Origin of the sequence: Acinetobacter brisouii CIP 110357, from assembly GCF_000488275.1 — a bacterium.
GTDB lineage: Bacteria > Pseudomonadota > Gammaproteobacteria > Pseudomonadales > Moraxellaceae > Acinetobacter > Acinetobacter brisouii.
Window position 1 is genome coordinate 1425148 of record NZ_KI530762.1, and the last position, 16015, is coordinate 1441162.

The 16015-nt window shown below is 43.4% G+C and carries 16 protein-coding genes; 3 read left to right on the forward strand and 13 right to left on the reverse strand.

Annotated elements, in window-relative coordinates; translation table 11 throughout:
• Positions 1 to 5: 5 nt before the first annotated feature.
• From P255_RS06700 to paaA, 8 genes are read right to left on the reverse strand one after another with little or no spacing between them, the layout of a single operon-like run.
• Positions 6 to 1547: a 3-hydroxyacyl-CoA dehydrogenase gene (locus P255_RS06700; protein WP_004904943.1), complete on the reverse strand. Its 1542-nt coding sequence runs from the start codon at positions 1545 to 1547 to the stop codon at positions 6 to 8.
• A 1-nt stretch (position 1548) separates the two neighbouring features.
• Positions 1549 to 2340: a 2-(1,2-epoxy-1,2-dihydrophenyl)acetyl-CoA isomerase PaaG gene (paaG, locus tag P255_RS06705; protein WP_004904941.1), complete on the reverse strand. Its 792-nt coding sequence runs from the start codon at positions 2338 to 2340 to the stop codon at positions 1549 to 1551.
• A gap of 4 nt (positions 2341 to 2344) precedes the next feature.
• Positions 2345 to 3118: an enoyl-CoA hydratase-related protein gene (locus P255_RS06710; protein ID WP_035365078.1), complete on the reverse strand. Its 774-nt coding sequence runs from the start codon at positions 3116 to 3118 to the stop codon at positions 2345 to 2347.
• An 11-nt stretch (positions 3119 to 3129) separates the two neighbouring features.
• Positions 3130 to 4191, reverse strand: coding sequence for a 1,2-phenylacetyl-CoA epoxidase subunit PaaE (paaE, locus tag P255_RS06715; RefSeq protein ID WP_004904937.1), 1062 nt, complete (start codon positions 4189 to 4191; stop codon positions 3130 to 3132).
• A gap of 23 nt (positions 4192 to 4214) precedes the next feature.
• Positions 4215 to 4715, reverse strand: coding sequence for a 1,2-phenylacetyl-CoA epoxidase subunit PaaD (gene paaD, locus P255_RS06720; RefSeq protein ID WP_004904935.1), 501 nt, complete (start codon positions 4713 to 4715; stop codon positions 4215 to 4217).
• Positions 4716 to 4735: 20 nt separating this feature from the next.
• Complete coding sequence (gene paaC / locus P255_RS06725; RefSeq protein WP_004904933.1) at positions 4736 to 5488, reverse strand: 1,2-phenylacetyl-CoA epoxidase subunit PaaC; 753 nt, start codon at positions 5486 to 5488, stop codon at positions 4736 to 4738.
• Between the two features lie 15 nt (positions 5489 to 5503).
• Positions 5504 to 5794, reverse strand: a complete 291-nt coding sequence (gene paaB, locus P255_RS06730) for a 1,2-phenylacetyl-CoA epoxidase subunit PaaB (RefSeq protein ID WP_004904931.1) — start codon at positions 5792 to 5794, stop codon at positions 5504 to 5506.
• Positions 5795 to 5825: 31 nt separating this feature from the next.
• Entirely contained in the window at positions 5826 to 6764 is a 939-nt protein-coding gene (gene paaA / locus P255_RS06735) for a 1,2-phenylacetyl-CoA epoxidase subunit PaaA (RefSeq protein ID WP_004904930.1), read from the reverse strand.
• A gap of 265 nt (positions 6765 to 7029) precedes the next feature.
• Between paaA and paaZ the strand changes: the two genes are divergently transcribed.
• The 3 genes from paaZ (at position 7030) to P255_RS06750 (ending at position 10594) form a co-directional block, all read left to right on the forward strand.
• Positions 7030 to 9141 carry a phenylacetic acid degradation bifunctional protein PaaZ gene (gene paaZ, locus P255_RS06740; RefSeq protein ID WP_004904928.1) on the forward strand — a complete coding sequence of 704 codons (2112 nt, stop codon included), beginning with the start codon at positions 7030 to 7032 and terminating at the stop codon, positions 9139 to 9141.
• Between the two features lie 82 nt (positions 9142 to 9223).
• Entirely contained in the window at positions 9224 to 9928 is a 705-nt protein-coding gene (locus tag P255_RS06745) for a CoA transferase subunit A (RefSeq protein ID WP_004904926.1), read from the forward strand.
• Between the two features lie 12 nt (positions 9929 to 9940).
• Positions 9941 to 10594 carry a CoA transferase subunit B gene (locus P255_RS06750; protein WP_004904923.1) on the forward strand — a complete coding sequence of 218 codons (654 nt, stop codon included), beginning with the start codon at positions 9941 to 9943 and terminating at the stop codon, positions 10592 to 10594.
• 68 nt (positions 10595 to 10662) lie between these two features.
• Here P255_RS06750 and lpxA read toward each other — a convergent pair whose 3' ends face one another.
• Genes lpxA through bamA form a run of 5 tightly spaced genes read right to left on the reverse strand, consistent with a single transcriptional unit; the run spans position 10663 to position 16013 of the window.
• Entirely contained in the window at positions 10663 to 11451 is a 789-nt protein-coding gene (lpxA, locus tag P255_RS06755) for an acyl-ACP--UDP-N-acetylglucosamine O-acyltransferase (protein WP_004904922.1), read from the reverse strand.
• 7 nt (positions 11452 to 11458) lie between these two features.
• Positions 11459 to 11935 carry a 3-hydroxyacyl-ACP dehydratase FabZ gene (gene fabZ / locus P255_RS06760; protein ID WP_035365307.1) on the reverse strand — a complete coding sequence of 159 codons (477 nt, stop codon included), beginning with the start codon at positions 11933 to 11935 and terminating at the stop codon, positions 11459 to 11461.
• A gap of 2 nt (positions 11936 to 11937) precedes the next feature.
• Entirely contained in the window at positions 11938 to 13008 is a 1071-nt protein-coding gene (gene lpxD, locus P255_RS06765) for a UDP-3-O-(3-hydroxymyristoyl)glucosamine N-acyltransferase (RefSeq protein WP_004904919.1), read from the reverse strand.
• Positions 13009 to 13011: 3 nt separating this feature from the next.
• Positions 13012 to 13497 carry an OmpH/Skp family outer membrane protein gene (locus P255_RS06770; RefSeq protein WP_004904917.1) on the reverse strand — a complete coding sequence of 162 codons (486 nt, stop codon included), beginning with the start codon at positions 13495 to 13497 and terminating at the stop codon, positions 13012 to 13014.
• 50 nt (positions 13498 to 13547) lie between these two features.
• Positions 13548 to 16013: an outer membrane protein assembly factor BamA gene (gene bamA / locus P255_RS06775; RefSeq protein ID WP_004904915.1), complete on the reverse strand. Its 2466-nt coding sequence runs from the start codon at positions 16011 to 16013 to the stop codon at positions 13548 to 13550.
• Positions 16014 to 16015 lie beyond the last annotated feature (2 nt).

The window sequence follows — 16015 nt, forward strand, 5'->3', positions numbered from 1 at the left end:
TTCCTTTATACTGACGCGGGCAAAGCTGCCAAATGTGAAAGTTGCTGTTGTTGAGCCAATAACAGTTTGAGATAAACGCTCGGGCGATATTTTTCTTCGCCATAAAATTCATACAGATTCTGCAAGGTCTTTAAAATGTGAGCCGTACCGATTTGCTGTAACCATTCAAATGGGCCTTGCGGATAATTCACGCCATATTTCATGGCATTATCAATATCTTCAGGGCTGGCAACCGCTTGCTGCACCGCTTCACAGGCTTCATTAATTAACAAGGCAATGATGCGTAGACTCAGCAAAGCTGGATGATCTTTCAGCCAAACGACGGCAACGCCTAAGCCTGCAAAAAAGTCTTCAACTTTCGCCAGATCTTCAGGCTGGCAAGACAGGTTATGACTCAGTGCAATCGCTTCGGCACTTTGCCAGTTAGCATGCCAGTCCATAACCACGGTTTTTTGCTGTGGATCACTGAAATTCACAGCTTCACCGCTACTCAAAGTCACGGCGATATCATCAATCCACAACACATTGTGTTTGGCAGAGACTTGTCGAAGCTCATAAATCGCCTGTATCCGTTCCACAAATGCAGGCTGATTTTTCCAAGTTCCCGCCAAAGTCGCATCATCCCATTCAGCAGAAGTGCTTTTTGCTAAACTTGGCCGATAACGCACTCGGCTTGCATCGTTATAGTTATAAAATCCCTGACCTGTTTTACGACCATAACAGCCTGCATCGACCAGTTGCTGTTGCACCAGACTCGGACGGTAGCGTGGTTCATAGAAAAATTGCTGATACACCGTTTGGGTGACTGAAAAATTGACATCTTGCCCGATCAGATCAGTCAGTTCACAAGGCCCCATGGCAAAACCACCGCACTGGCGCAACAGATAATCCAACTGTTCAGGCGAAACCACTTGCTCCTGCAAGGCACGAAAGCCTTCCGAGTAAAATGGGCGAGCAATACGATTGACAATAAAACCAGGGGTTGACTGGGCCAAAACAGGGACTTTGCGCCACTTCAACATCAACTGCTGTAATGCCTGACACAATTGCACAGGAGTTTTTAAACCCTGAATAATCTCCACCAGTTTCATGATCGGTGCAGGATTAAAGAAATGCAGTCCCACGACACGCTCAGGTTGTGGCACTTGCGATGCAATTGCGGTAATTGAAATCGACGAGGTATTGCTGGCAAAAACAGTATCGGCTGGGCAAATCTCGGCAAGTTGCTGAAACAAAGCCTGTTTAACCTGTTGTTTTTCGACAATTGCTTCAATCACCAAATCTACAGTTTTCAGTTCTTTTACAGCATTGGCAATGACCAGTCGTGACCATGCTTGCTCAAGCTGTTCAGTGGTCAGTTTCTGTTTAGTAACAAGCTTTTCCAAAGTCGGGCGTAGTGCTGCAACGGCTTGCTGAGCTTTCACCAGATCGGTATCGTACAAATAAGTGTGATGACCATGACAAATGGCAAGCTGCACAATGCCCATGCCCATTGTCCCTGAACCAATGACCGCAATACGCGCATTGGACAAATCCCGATTCGCCATATCAGCACCCCGTATAGTTGGGTTCGCGTTTTTGCATAAAGGCTTGTACACCTTCACGGTAATCGTCCGAACGCCCTGCGATACGCTGTAAGTCACGCTCTAAAATGAGTTGCTCTTCAAACGTGTTATGACTGGACTGGTGAATGGCTTTTTTGATTAAAGACAGCCCAAATGTCGGTTGTTTTGCCAGACGCTCTGCCAATGCTGTGACTTGATCTTGAAGCTCAGCATCTTCTGCCACATCCCAAATCATGCCGAGTTGTTTGGCATCTTCAGCAGACAATTTATCGCCCAGTAATGCCAATCCCATCGCCCGTGCATGTCCAACTGCACGTGGTAAAAACCATGTCCCACCTGAATCTGGCACTAAACCTAGACGGCAAAATGCCTGAATAAAACTGGCAGATTTGGCTGCAATTACCAAGTCACATGCCAAAGCAATATTTGCACCTGCACCTGCGGCGACACCGTTCACTGCACAAATCACAGGCTTGGGCATATTCACCAAAGTTTTGATCAGCGGGTTATAAAATTTCTCGATCGAAACACCCAAATCTGGCGCAGCCGCATCGGGATCGACCACACGATCACTCAAATCCTGTCCTGCACAAAAACCACGCCCTGCACCACTAATCACCACACAGCGGATATCAGGATTGACCGTCCAGTTTTTTAATACTTCCGCAACTTCCTGATGCATCGCCACATTAAAACTGTTGAGCTGCTTTGGGCGGTTCAGGGTCAGATAACCCACTTCATTGTGTTCTTTAACTAAAATATGCTGATAATCCATCATCTTATTGTCCTTTAAATACGGGTTTTCTTTTTTCAAAAAATGCACTGATGCCTTCTTGGCGGTCTTGGGTGGCAGCCAGCCAGACAAAACTTTGCCGCTCCAGTTTTAAGCCCTGACTCAAACTGGTTTCATGAATATTTTTGACAGATTGTTTAATGGCACGTAATGCCAGTGGTGCCTGTCGGGCAATTTTTCCTGCCAGTTCCACCGCGTATTGCACCGTCAATGCGACAGGTGAAATCTGACTACAAATCCCGTGTTGCAAGGCTTGCTCGGCACCGAGCATTTCACCTGTCATTGCCCAGCGCATTGCCAGTTGTTGCCCGACCAGACGGGCTAAACGCTGCGTACCACCTGCACCAGGCAACATGCCCAAACCAATTTCAGGCAAGGCAAATTTGGCATTTTCCCCGCAAAGTACGATGTCAGCATGCAGTACCAGTTCAAAACCTGCACCCAGTGCATAACCATTTACCGCTGCAATCAAAGGCTTGGAAAAACTGTCAATTTTTTGCCAAAGCTGTGGGCGCTCATCAAGCTGCAAATTCACCACGTCCAAATCGGCAAGTTCGGTCAAATCTGCACCTGCTGCAAAACAGGAAGTATGGCCTGTAATTACAACTACACCGACATCTGGGTTTTGCTCAGCCTGTTGCAACAGCTCGACCAAATGGCGCAAGGTGGCATTGTTGAGGGCATTACGTTTTTCAAGCCGATTCAAACTCAGTAGCAATACTTTTTCCGCAGGATAACTTTGCGTGATCAGTTCTTGCATCGTCATTCCCCTTACTCGTCAAAACTCAGGCGAACATCGACCGTTTTTGGCAATGCCTGACAGCTCAAGACATAGCCTTTTGCCACCTCTTCATCTTCAAGGCTATAGTTGATCAGCATATCCACTTCACCTTGCAAGACCTTGCAACGGCAGGTCGCACACACCCCACCTTTACAGGCATATGGTAAATCTGCACCCGCACGCAATGCTGCATCTAAAATGCTGTCATCTTGCTGCCCGACATCAATACGTAGTTCACGACCATCCAGCACAATACTGACCTGAGCCTCCTGACGATCAGCCTGCTGTTCAGCCGAACGGGGTTTCATCTCGCCTGTATTAAAACGCTCAGTATGAATACGGGTTTTGTCGATGCCCAATTCAGGCAACACGGTTTCCACAGCCTGCATCATTTCTTCAGGGCCGCAGGCAAAGCAGTGATCAAAAATCGGTTCAAGCACTTGATGATCAAACAGTTGTTGCAACTTGGCGATATCAATTCGCCCATTCATCAACTCGCTTTCATTCATCTCGCGGGAAAAAATATTGATGAGCTGAAAACGGGTTTTGAACTGGTCTTTCAAATCCATAATCTGTTCAGCAAACATGGTCTGTTTCCATGAACGGTTGCCATACAACAAGGTAAAACTGGCTTCAGGCTGTTCAAACAACACATGCTTGATGATCGACAAAATTGGCGTAATGCCGCTGCCTGCAGCCACACCTAAATAATGCCGACCACCCTGCTTGGCCGCTTTCTGGAAAAACACCCCTTGAGGTGGCATGACTTCCAAGATATCGCCCACCTGCAAATGCTCATTTGCCCATGTGGAAAATTGTCCCTGATCAATTTTTTTCACTGCGATACTGATATCTTCGGTAGCAGCATGACTGCAAATCGAATAACAACGGCGAATTTCACCTTGCTCTGTAAGATGACGAATGGTCAGATGTTGCCCTGCCTGAAAAGCAAACTGTGGCTGCGCATCATTGGGTACATCAAAGGCAATACAAATCGCCTGATCGGTCTGCGGTGTAATGGTTTTTACTTTTAATGGAATAAATGTGTTCATGGCTAATTTCCTTATCTTCAGGCTCAAATGCACTTAAAATAGTCAAAAGGTTCGAGGCAACTCCAACATTGATACAGTGCCTTACAAGCCGTTGAACTAAACTCGCTGAGCAATCGGGTATCGCTACTCTTGCAATGTGGACAAGCCACTCCATCACTCAATGCAACATGTGTCCCGCAGTGTTCAGCCTGACCTTGTGGCGGAGCAATCCCGTAAGCCTGCAGCTTTTGCTTGCCCTGTTCAGACATCCAGTCAGTTGTCCAAGCCTCCGACAAATCCAGCAAAACCTGTACGGGTTCAAAGCCCTGTTCATTCAGCGCCTGTTGAATCTGCTGCTTCAGCAAATCTGTTGCAGGACAACCGCTATAGGTTGGGGTTAAACGCACCAAAATTTCATTTGCGGCATTCAGCTCCACCCCACGAATCATCCCCAGATCAATCACCGACAACACAGGAATTTCTGGGTCGCTGACACTTTCCAAAATCTGCCAGCACTGCTCAACACAATGTTGAATACGTTGCATGCCTCATCTCCCTGATTCGACTACCACACCAAGTTGGGATAAGCGCGTTGAATGGATTGCATTTCTGCAAGCAAATAGCCCAAATGCTCAGTATGCAAACCTTGTTTAGCACCACGACGATATGCCGTTTCAGGGACTTGTAAGCCAAAGCGTTGTAGCTCAGCAGCAACCTGCTCATCCCAAAGGGTTTTGTTGGATGCAAGATCAGGAATCACACCTGTATCGACCAGAGCCTGTTCTTCTGCGGTCAACTCAAAAAGCTCCGCACTAAAACGCCATAACTGATTGAGTGCTTGTTGCATACGTTGATGCGCTTCGTCTGTGCTTAAACTTAAACGCTCCATCCAGCCTGTAGAAAAGCGCACGTGATATTTAATTTCTTTTAATGACTTGGTTGCCAATGCAGCGACTTCGGCATGCTGTGACTGTGCCAATGTACTCATTAACAACACATGGTAATGATCGATAAACCATTGACGGACAATGGTCTGGGCAAAGTCACCATTCGGCTGTTCACATAGCAGTAAATTCAGAAATTCGCGCTCTTGACGAAAATACGCCAGTTGATCTTCATCTTGTGGCGGGTTTTGTTGTTGCCCTGCCAACGTCAAGAAATTACGTGCCTGCCCCAGCAAGTCCAGTCCAATGTTTGCCAGTGCAATATCTACCTCAAGTTCAGGCGCATGCCCGCACCACTGCATCAAACGCTGTGCTAGTACCAGTTGACTGTCGCCAATATGCAGCAGAAATTTTGATAATGCTAAATTCGTCATTTTGATCCTCCCTGCTTACATGTGCTCAATGCCATCTGGAATGTGGTAAAAAGTCGGATGGCGATAGACCTTATCCAGTGACGGATCGAAAAATTCAGGTTTTTCATCAGGCTGAGAGGACTTGATTAGTTCAGAACGCACTACCCAAATGCTAATGCCTTCATTACGGCGGGTATAAACATCGCGGGCATGTTGCAGTGCCATTTCATCATCCGCAGCGCGTAAGCTCCCAACATGGCGGTGGCTTAGACCTTGTTTGCTACGAATAAATACTTCATAGAGTGACCAGTGATTTTTCTGTTTCATGGCTGATATCCTTATTCAAAATTTTGTGTTGTTAGGCAACTTTGCTCTGAGCGACTGCTTGCTTTTGTGCATACACTGCGGCTGCCTCACGCACCCACTGACCGTCCTGCCACGCTTTACGACGTGCTTCGATGCGCTCATGGTTACATGGGCCTTGCCCCTGAATCACCGCCATAAACTCATCCCAATTAATTTCGCCAAAGCTGTAATGGCCTGTGCTCTCATTCCATTGCAAATCTGGATCAGGTACCGTCAAGCCAAGCTGCAACACTTGCGGTACGGTGTTATCGACAAATTTCTGACGCAGTTCATCATTACTAAAACGTTTAATTTTCCACGCCATGCTCTGCGCACTATTTGGTGAATGATCATCGCTTGGGCCAAACATCATCAATGCTGGCCACCAGAAACGATTAACCGCATCTTGTGCCATTTGTTTTTGATGCTCGCTGCCTTGAGCCAATGCCATCATGGCCTCGAAACCCTGACGCTGATGAAAACTTTCTTCTTTACAGATGCGTACCATGGCACGGGCATAAGGGCCATAAGAGGTACGGCACAATGCCACCTGATTGACAATTGCCGCACCATCAACCAGCCAGCCAATCGCTGCAACATCTGCCCATGTCAGTGTTGGATAGTTAAAGATTGAGGAATATTTCATTTTCCCTGCAATCAGTTTTTCCATCATGTCATCACGGTCCGCACCCAGCGTTTCTGCCGCACTGTACAAATACAAACCATGCCCTGCTTCATCCTGCACTTTGGCAAGCAATACTGCTTTACGCTTCAAAGTTGGTGCACGAGTAATCCAGTTACCCTCTGGCAGCATACCGATCACTTCAGAATGCCCATGCTGCCCAATCTGACGAATCAAGGTCTTACGATAGGCATCAGGCATATCATCTTTGGCTTCTATGGCAATATCCTGTTCGATACAGGCATTAAATTTATGATACTTATTTTCCACAGCAGTAATCCTTTTTGCTTCACATCCATGTTTCTATTTTTTGATACAACAATCGTTATGTCAATACATTTTTATGTATCACTTTCTAAAAATAATTATAAAAATAAATTAATCAATATAAATACAATAACTTAAATCAAAATATAAAAATTAATTTGCACAAAAATATTCAAAATATGATTGACAATTGGAAAAATTTAAAAGAAATTATGAATCATATATTTTATTAAATTAATTTTTACGTATCATAAAATGGAGTTTTAAGATGCTAGATCTCGATACTACAAACTCAATCGAACCCAGTTCAACAACCCATATTCCTCATAGAGAGAACATTCCAAGTCTGGCATCTTTTGTGTATGGGACATGGCATCATGCAACCCAGGATTTCCGCGAGGTCTATCACGCAATTACTGGCGAACCCATTTATCGAGTTAGCAGTCATGGCATTGATATGGCAAAAGCCGTCAACTATGCAAAACAGCATGGTGCAGAACTGGCGAACTGGACATTTCATCAACGCGCAAATGCATTAAAACAAATTGCTCAGGCACTACTTGAACGCAAAGAAGAATTTTATGCACTGGCAACCGCAACAGGTGCGACGCGTAAAGATGCATGGGTGGATATTGAAGGTGGAATTCAGACTTTATTTGCCTACTCAAGCCTGGTTCGCCGTGAGCTAAATGATGAAAAAATCATTACTGAAGATGCGTGGATTCCACTCTCAAAACATGGCAGTTTTGGCGCAAAACATATTTTATCGGCCAAAGCTGGCGTTGCCGTACATATCAATGCATTCAACTTCCCGATTTGGGGCATGTTGGAAAAAATTGCACCTACACTCTTGGCTGGTGTGCCTTGCATCGTCAAGCCTGCAACTGATGGCGCACAACTGACCCAAGCGGTAGTTCATGCCATTTTGGATATCCAGCTTTTACCACAAGGTGCTTTACAACTCATCTGTGGACAAACCTATGATTTGTTTGAGCAACTCTCAGCACAAGACTGTGTTACATTCACAGGTTCAGCCGATACAGGGCAGAAATTACGTCAGCATCCACACCTAAACCGCCATTCAATTCCATTTAGCATGGAAGCTGACTCGGTCAACAGCGCAATTTTAAGCCCTGAAGCCAATGAAACTACCATTGAGCTATTTGTCCGCGAAGTTTTCCGAGAAATAACCAGCAAAGCAGGGCAAAAATGTACTGCTATTCGCCGTGCCTTTGTTCCTGAAAACCTGCTCGATACCGTTCAGTCCCAATTGATCAACAAACTCAAAAAAGTAGTCGTTGGTGATCCTGCTCGAAGTGATACGACAATGGGGGCATTGGCAAGCCTAAAACAAAAACAAGATGTCACTCACAAAGTTCAACTACTGGCGCAAGAAGCTGAAATTGTATTTGGTGGCAATCCTGATTTTAAATTCAATGCCGAGTTCCCAGAACGTGGCGCATTTTTTCCGCCAACCCTGCTCCGCTGCACAACGCCAGATCAGGCTTCAATTATCCATCAAACTGAAGCTTTTGGCCCTGTTTGTACCCTCATGCCTTATCAATCAATTGAGCAACTTGCTCATCTGGTTGCCCGTGGCGAAGGGAGTCTGGTCGCTTCAATCGTTAAAAATTGCGATGAAAATATCGAAACACTGGTACAAAAAATTGCACCTTGGCATGGTCGCCTACACATTTTAGATGAAGAATCTGCAAAAGAAAGCACAGGTCATGGTTCACCTTTACCTCACTTGGTTCATGGCGGACCTGGTCGTGCAGGTGGTGGTGAAGAATTGGGTGGTATTCGCGCAGTTAAACACTACATGCAGCGTACAGCTATTCAAGGTTCACCAAACAGCCTAACTCAAGTCACACATGCATGGACTGCAGGCGCAAGTGTCCGCGAAGACCGTGTTCATCCTTTCAAGAAAGATTTTGATGAACTGGTGATTGGCGAACGTCTACTTACTGCACGCCGCACTGTAACTGAATCTGACCTTGTCAATTTTGCCTGTCTCAGTGGCGATCACTTCTATGCGCATACTGACAAAATCGCTGCCGCTAATTCCTTCTTTGGGGAGCGTGTGGCACATGGCTATTTTATTGTCTCGGCTGCCGCAGGTTTATTTGTCGATGCTGCCGAAGGGCCAGTGATCGCCAACTATGGTATGGATAACCTGCGTTTTGTTGAACCCGTTAAAATTGGTGACTCGATTCAGGTTGAACTGACTTGTAAACAAAAGACACCAAAACCACAAAAAGACCCGACACAACCTGCACATGGCGTTGTAGTATGGGACATTAAAGTGAAAAATCAGCATCAGGAACTGGTGGCAACTTACGATATTCTCACGTTGGTTGCCCGTGCAGCGAATCACTAAATCGAAAGATGCTTATGTTATTAATGCAGCATAAGCATCCCGCAATACACATGGATATCTGAAATAAAACAATGGAACTGCAATGAACAAGATTTATCCCGATAGTCAGTCGGCAATTTTCGATATTATTCAAGACAATATGGTTCTCGCTGTCGGTGGCTTCGGACTATGCGGCATTCCTGAAATGCTGATTGAAACTGTACGTGATTCCAATGCCCAAAACCTGACCTGTATCAGTAACAATGCAGGGATTGATGGCATCGGTTTAAGCCTTTTGCTTGAATCTCGTCAGGTCAAAAAAATGATTTCCTCATATATTGGTGGCAACAAAGAATTTGAACGCCAATATTTAGCAGGCGAACTAGAAGTTGAACTCACGCCACAAGGCACTATGGCAGAAAAACTACGCGCCGCAGGTGCAGGTATTCCCGCTTTTTATACCCGCACAGGTGTAGGTACCGTGGTGCAAGATGGTAAAGAAATCCGTAATTTTGATGGCAAAGACTATCTGCTGGAAATGGCACTACATGCCGATATTGCCCTCGTCAAAGCCTATAAAGCAGATAAAGCAGGCAATCTGGTTTTTCGAAAAACAGCTCGAAATATTAACCCAGACTGTGCTGTAGCAGGCAAAATTACCATTGCCGAGGTTGAACAACTGGTTGAAATCGGCGATTTGGATCCCGATGAAATCCACCTCCTTGGGATTTATATTGACCGTATTGTGGTCAATACCAACCCAACTAAACACATTGAAATTCGTACTGTCAAAACTAAAACTGTATAACGGAATATACTCATGGCTTGGACGCGTGAACAAATGGCTCAACGAGCCGCTCAAGAATTACATGATGGTTTTTATGTCAATTTAGGCATCGGGCTACCTACTCTGGTTGCCAACTACATCCCTGAAGATATCCATGTCTGGTTACAGTCTGAAAATGGATTACTCGGGATTGGTGAATATCCACACGAACACGAGGTCGACGCTGACCTGATCAATGCGGGAAAACAAACCATTACCACCAAGAAAGGCGCTTCTCTATTTTGTAGTTCAGAATCATTTGCCATGATTCGTGGCGGGCATGTTGATATTGCGATTCTAGGTGCCATGCAAGTTTCAGCGACAGGTGATATTGCCAACTGGATGATTCCAGGACAAAAAGTCAAAGGTATGGGCGGTGCCATGGATTTGGTCGCAGGTGCAAAGAAAATTGTGGTGTTAATGGAACATTGCAGCAAAACTGGTGAAGCCAAAATTCTGAATCAATGCAGCTTACCGCTTACAGGCTTGGGAGTAGTTTCCCGTATTATTACTGATTTGGGGGTATTTGATATTACACCCGAAGGCATCAAAGTGGTTGAACTGGCAGATCAGGTAGAATTTGAAGAAGTACAGCAAAAAACTGGCGCACCACTTATCAACCAGCAACACTATCTGCAAAGTGCCTAAAAAACATGAAAAGTGATTTTCATAAAAAAAGATGCCAAAAGGCATCTTTTTTTATCATGCTATCCTGCTTAACGCAAAATACCACGCTGTGACTGTTCTAAAGAATCAATCAGCAACTGAACTTCAGCCACCTCTGGCAAGATTTCTGCACGAATACGCTCAAGCGCTTCTACGGTTGTCAGACTTTCTTTATAAATCAGCTTGAATGCTTCGCGTAAGCCTTGAATCACTTGTTTTGACCAACCTTTACGACGCATTCCTTCAATATTCAAACCAAAAGCATGGGCTGGGTTTCCAGATGCCATCACATAAGCAGGCACATCTTTCACAATTAAAGATGCCGCACCAATCATGCTGTAAGAGTCGATCTTACAGAATTGATGAATTCCAGAGTTTCCACCAACCACAACATAGCTTCCAACATGAACGTGACCTGCCACGCCCACATTATTGGCGAAAATATTATGATCACCAATCTGACAATCGTGAGCAATATGTGTATTGACCATCAGTAAGTTATGACTACCTACTTTGGTTAAACCATGATCTTGCACCGTACCACGGTGTAAGCTGCAATGCTCACGAATCACATTATGATCGCCAACTTCAAGCCATGTTTCCTCGCCTTTATATTTAAGATCCTGACAGACCTCACCTACACTAGCGAACTGGAAAATCTCATTGTGTTCACCAATACGAGTATATCCGCCAATCACAACGTGAGAGTGAAGTTTAGTACCTGCACCTATTGTCACGTGAGGACCAATCACACAGTAAGGACCAACTTCTACATCTGGTGCAATAACTGCAGATGAGTCAATAATAGCGGTTGGGTGGATATATTCTTTATTGCTCATGCCTACTCTAGATTCTTTGATGAGAGATAATAATTTCAGCCGTTGTTGCCACAATACCATCAACGCTAGCAGTACAGTTGTATTTGTAAATACCGCGTTTTTGCATGACAAGCTCAGATTTCAGCACAAGCTGATCACCTGCAACAACTTGCTTCTTAAAACGAACTTTCTCTGCACCTGCAAAAAGGAACAAAGAACCTGGTTGTGGTTTTTCGTTATTTAATACGAAACCCAACACACCAGAAATTTGTGCCAATGCCTCAACGATTAAGACACCTGGCATAATTGGATATTCTGGGAAATGCCCTTGAAGAAATTCTTCATTAATAGACACATTCTTATAACCAACAATACTGTTATCGGTAATTTCTGTCACTCGATCCACCAACAAGAATGGATAGCGATGTGGCAAATATTCACGAATTTGTTGAATATTCATTGGTAATGCTGGTTTATTCAAATCTTGATTTTGTGACTCTGTCATATTCATTTACGCATATTAAAAGTTGATTCAAGTGACTCAATACGAGTTTGTATATGATCTAGTCGTTTGACAATTTGGGTCAATGGCACATCTGCTAATTGTCTCAAGCGAACAATCGTACGACGCCAGTGTCCACTTTCAAACAAACCAGTTCCTGAAGAATAAGTACCAGACTCAAAAATACTTTTTGTGACCATTGACATTCCTGTTAATGTCACATTGTCCGTAATTTTTAAGTGTCCAGCCACCCCACAAGCGCCAGCAAGTATACAGTTTTTGCCAATCGTTGTACTACCTGCAATGCCTGTTTTTGCAGCAATCGCAGTATTTTCACCAACATGCACATTGTGGGCGATTTGCACAAGGTTATCTACAATGACCCCATCTTCCAAAATTGTGTCATCTAATGCACCACGGTCAATACTACAATTTGATCCAATGCGCACATTATTGCCAATTTTCACAGAGCCTAACTGTGCAATGCGATGCCACTTTCCTTGATAAGGCGCGAAGCCAAAACCTTCGCTTCCAATCACTGTATTGGCATGAATGCGCACATTGTTGCCAATTTTGCTAAACCCAGTAATCGTGACATGTGAGTCAATAAAACATTTCTGCCCAATTTCCACACCATCATCAATCTTGGCATGTGACTCAATAAATGTATGATCCCCAACGACACAGTTCTCACCAATGACCACATAGTGACCAATATAGGCAGTATCTGAAATCATAGCAGAGGGATGAATTTGAGCTGTACTCTCGATTCCCACATCTATTTTTTTAATTTCAAATACATGTGTAAGCATCGCAAAAGCAAGATATGGATTTTCAACAACAATAAAATTCTGATGTGTTGTCAATTGAGCTTGTAAGTCACGTGTGACAATTAGCACAGCAGCCTTAGAAGCAAGTGCTTGCTCTAAGTATTTATCCCCATTCACAAAAGAAATCTGCTGTGATGTCGCCTGCTCTAAACTAGACAAACCTGAAACTTTCGTTTCAGGTTGTCCAATTAATTCACCATGTACTAAAGATGCTAATTCTTTAAGTGTATATGAACGCTGAATCATTGATTATTTCATCGCATTAACCTTTTGAATCATTTTATCAGTTAAGTCGTTCTTAACGTCATAGGCAAGTGCTGAATTTTTATTCAAAACGAAATCTAAACTGTTTTCTTTACGCAATTGTTCTGCAGCTTGCTGTACGCGTGTCGTAAAAGTTTGTCCTGTCGCCTGAGAAGTAGACTGTACACGCTGCTGAATGTTTTGTTCCAATGAATTAATTTCTTTTACTTTCGCATCATATTGTGTTTTAAGCTGCTGCACTTCTGCTGGTTTAGCTGTAGCTGCTTTGTTTTGCAAATCCTGAATCTCTTTATTTAACTGCTCAACACGTGTAGCAGCTGGTTTTACTGCTTGTTGTAAACCGTCATTTTGCTGTTTCAAATAAGTACTGTTTTCAACAACGCGTTGCATGTCAATCACACCATAACCTGCGGCGTGTGCCATACTCATAAAACCTAAACCTGCTGCAAATGCTACTGCTAATTTTTTCATTCATATATCCTTAAATCATTACATTTTTAACGACTGGCTGAAGGCCGAACTTAGAAAGTTCGACCAATCTGGAATTGTACTGCTTGTGTTTGATCAGTTGCTTTCTTATTCAATGGGAAAGCATAACTGATTGAAAGAGGACCAATCATGGTATTCCAAGTCAGACCAAAACCAACACTATAACGTAAATTACCCATATCAAAACCGTAGTTATCTTTACAGTATTGCTTTGCTCCAGCATCTGTAGATGTACTTGGAGTAGCAGGATTGTTATAAGCGTTTACATTACAAGTTGTATCAAAGACATTACCACCTTCAGCAAACAACACAGGGCGAACATTACGTGCCCAGTCGCCTTTTGATGGCACAGGTAAAATCAATTCCGCACCAAATTGTACGAGTGCATTTGCACCTGTAGAATCTCGACTGCTGCTTTGTGCTATGTTATTCGCGCTATAGTACACCCCAGGGTAAGCTGGCCCTAAAGTATTGTCTTGATAACCACGAACTGATCCCCAACCACCAGCATAGTAGTTTTTCCAGAATGGCAGATCATGACCGTAACCTAACTTACCATAACCATGAACTCCCCAACCTTTACTACCAATTGGGAAAAATACTTGGGTGCTATAAGTCAATTTCTGATATGCAGCATCACTACCTGGCAAAGCAACTTCCAGATTCACACTGTGCAACTGACCTGATGTTGGCAACATTGGTCGGTTCAGAGTATTAAATGACCAACCCAAGTTTAGAAGGTAATTTAGATAGCTTCCTTCAAACTCACTAGCGTAAGGTTCCCCCCCAGCGGTTGGCGTTGCCGTTGCTTTCACTTTACCGCCATGACTCAGCAAATAGTCTCTAAATGCAACAGAACCATACTGGTCAGTAGAAATATCGGTACTTTCTAAGCCCAATGAGCCACTAACACTCTGATTCTCATCGATTGGATAAGACAGGCTTGTATTGGCGCCGAGTGTTTTAGAATAGTAATCACTAACGTGGTAGTCTTGGTATGGCTTAGTTTCTTTATAGTAGACATTATAACCCGCACTTACACCATCGATCGTAAAGTATGGGTCTGTGACTGCCAAACTATAAGACGTTGCGTACTGAGACTTGGTAAAGTCAAAACCTACACTTTTACCAGTGCCCAAAAAGTTAGACTGGCTAATCCCGGCTTGATAAGTAATACCGCCACTTTGTGAATAACCCAGTGCTAGAGTACTTGTACCTGAATGTTGCTCTTCAACATTCACGTCCAAATCAATTTGGTCTGGTACATTCGGAATACGTACAGGTTTAACATCAACAGTTTTAAAGTAACCTGTGCGTTCTAAGCGTACTTTAGACAAGTCAATTTTCTCATTACTTGCCAAAGCGCCTTCCATTTGACGCATTTCACGACGTAATACCTGATCTTCAGTTTTAGTATTACCTGTAAAGTTAATACGACGAATCGTTACTTGCTGACCTGGATTAATATAATAATTCAGATCAACGATTTTCTTATCATTATCAATTTGTGGAACAACATTGACTTCCGCAAAGTAATACCCTGCATTACCATATTTATGCAATAAGAGGTTTTTAACGGCATCAATTTTTTCTTGAGAATAAGTATCGCCATCTTTATAAATTTGCAGCGTTTTTAATTCTTCAGGTTTAAATAAAGTATCACCTAAGAACTTGGTCTGCCCAACCTTGAATTGCTGACCTTCAGTAATTGAAACTTCAACAAAAATATTTTTCTTATCATTACTGATATTCAAATTTGATGAATTCACAGCAAAATTGACATAACCCGCATTCAAATATAATGCACGTAATGCTTCTAGGCTTGCTGCCATACGTTCTTTAGCATAGCGGTCATTACGAGTAACGATAGATGACCAACTGCTTTCTTTAAGTGCGAATGCTCGTTTAATTTCATCATCGCTAAAAACTGTGTTACCAATCACACTAATATTGACAACTTTAGCAGCCTTACCTTCATTAAAATTAATGGTCAAGTCAACACGGTTATTTGGGCGTGGCGTGGTTTCAACTTTAATATCAGCATTATAACGACCTTGCTGATTGTATTGCTGCTCAAGCTCTGTCTCAAGATTTTGCAGAGTCGACTTTTTCAGCACTTCGCCTTCTGCGATTCCCATTTTTTTCAAGCCGTCTTGCAAAGCTTCTTTAGGAATGAGCTTGTTGCCTTTAAATTCAACTTTAGAAATAATCGGACGTTCAACAACATTAAAAACTAAAGTATTCCCCTGCTGGGTTGCTTTAATGTCATCAAATAAACCTGAATCATATAAAGTATGTATAGCATTATTGAGGGTCGCATCATTTACACGATCACCACTTTTTATTGGCAACATACTATAAATATTGGCAGGAGTTAAGCGAACTAAACCTTCGATTTTAACATCTTGGGCAACAAACTCATCCGCGGCATAAACTTGTTGTACAGCAGCCATTGCACTCACCAGTGCTAAAGGCATTAAAAAATGTGTGTGACGCATGC

Bases quoted from the DNA above. Each gene is read 5' to 3' on its own strand.
- P255_RS06700 (WP_004904943.1), bottom strand. From the start codon at position 1,547: ATGGCGAATCGGGATTTGTCCAATGCGCGTATTGCGGTCATTGGTTCA.
- paaG (WP_004904941.1), bottom strand. From the start codon at position 2,340: ATGGATTATCAGCATATTTTAGTTAAAGAACACAATGAAGTGGGTTAT.
- P255_RS06710 (WP_035365078.1), bottom strand. From the start codon at position 3,118: ATGCAAGAACTGATCACGCAAAGTTATCCTGCGGAAAAAGTATTGCTA.
- paaE (WP_004904937.1), bottom strand. From the start codon at position 4,191: ATGAACACATTTATTCCATTAAAAGTAAAAACCATTACACCGCAGACC.
- paaD (WP_004904935.1), bottom strand. From the start codon at position 4,715: ATGCAACGTATTCAACATTGTGTTGAGCAGTGCTGGCAGATTTTGGAA.
- paaC (WP_004904933.1), bottom strand. From the start codon at position 5,488: ATGACGAATTTAGCATTATCAAAATTTCTGCTGCATATTGGCGACAGT.
- paaB (WP_004904931.1), bottom strand. From the start codon at position 5,794: ATGAAACAGAAAAATCACTGGTCACTCTATGAAGTATTTATTCGTAGC.
- paaZ (WP_004904928.1), top strand. From the start codon at position 7,030: ATGCTAGATCTCGATACTACAAACTCAATCGAACCCAGTTCAACAACC.
- P255_RS06745 (WP_004904926.1), top strand. From the start codon at position 9,224: ATGAACAAGATTTATCCCGATAGTCAGTCGGCAATTTTCGATATTATT.
- P255_RS06750 (WP_004904923.1), top strand. From the start codon at position 9,941: ATGGCTTGGACGCGTGAACAAATGGCTCAACGAGCCGCTCAAGAATTA.
- lpxA (WP_004904922.1), bottom strand. From the start codon at position 11,451: ATGAGCAATAAAGAATATATCCACCCAACCGCTATTATTGACTCATCT.
- fabZ (WP_035365307.1), bottom strand. From the start codon at position 11,935: ATGACAGAGTCACAAAATCAAGATTTGAATAAACCAGCATTACCAATG.
- lpxD (WP_004904919.1), bottom strand. From the start codon at position 13,008: ATGATTCAGCGTTCATATACACTTAAAGAATTAGCATCTTTAGTACAT.
- P255_RS06770 (WP_004904917.1), bottom strand. From the start codon at position 13,497: ATGAAAAAATTAGCAGTAGCATTTGCAGCAGGTTTAGGTTTTATGAGT.
- bamA (WP_004904915.1), bottom strand. From the start codon at position 16,013: ATGCGTCACACACATTTTTTAATGCCTTTAGCACTGGTGAGTGCAATG.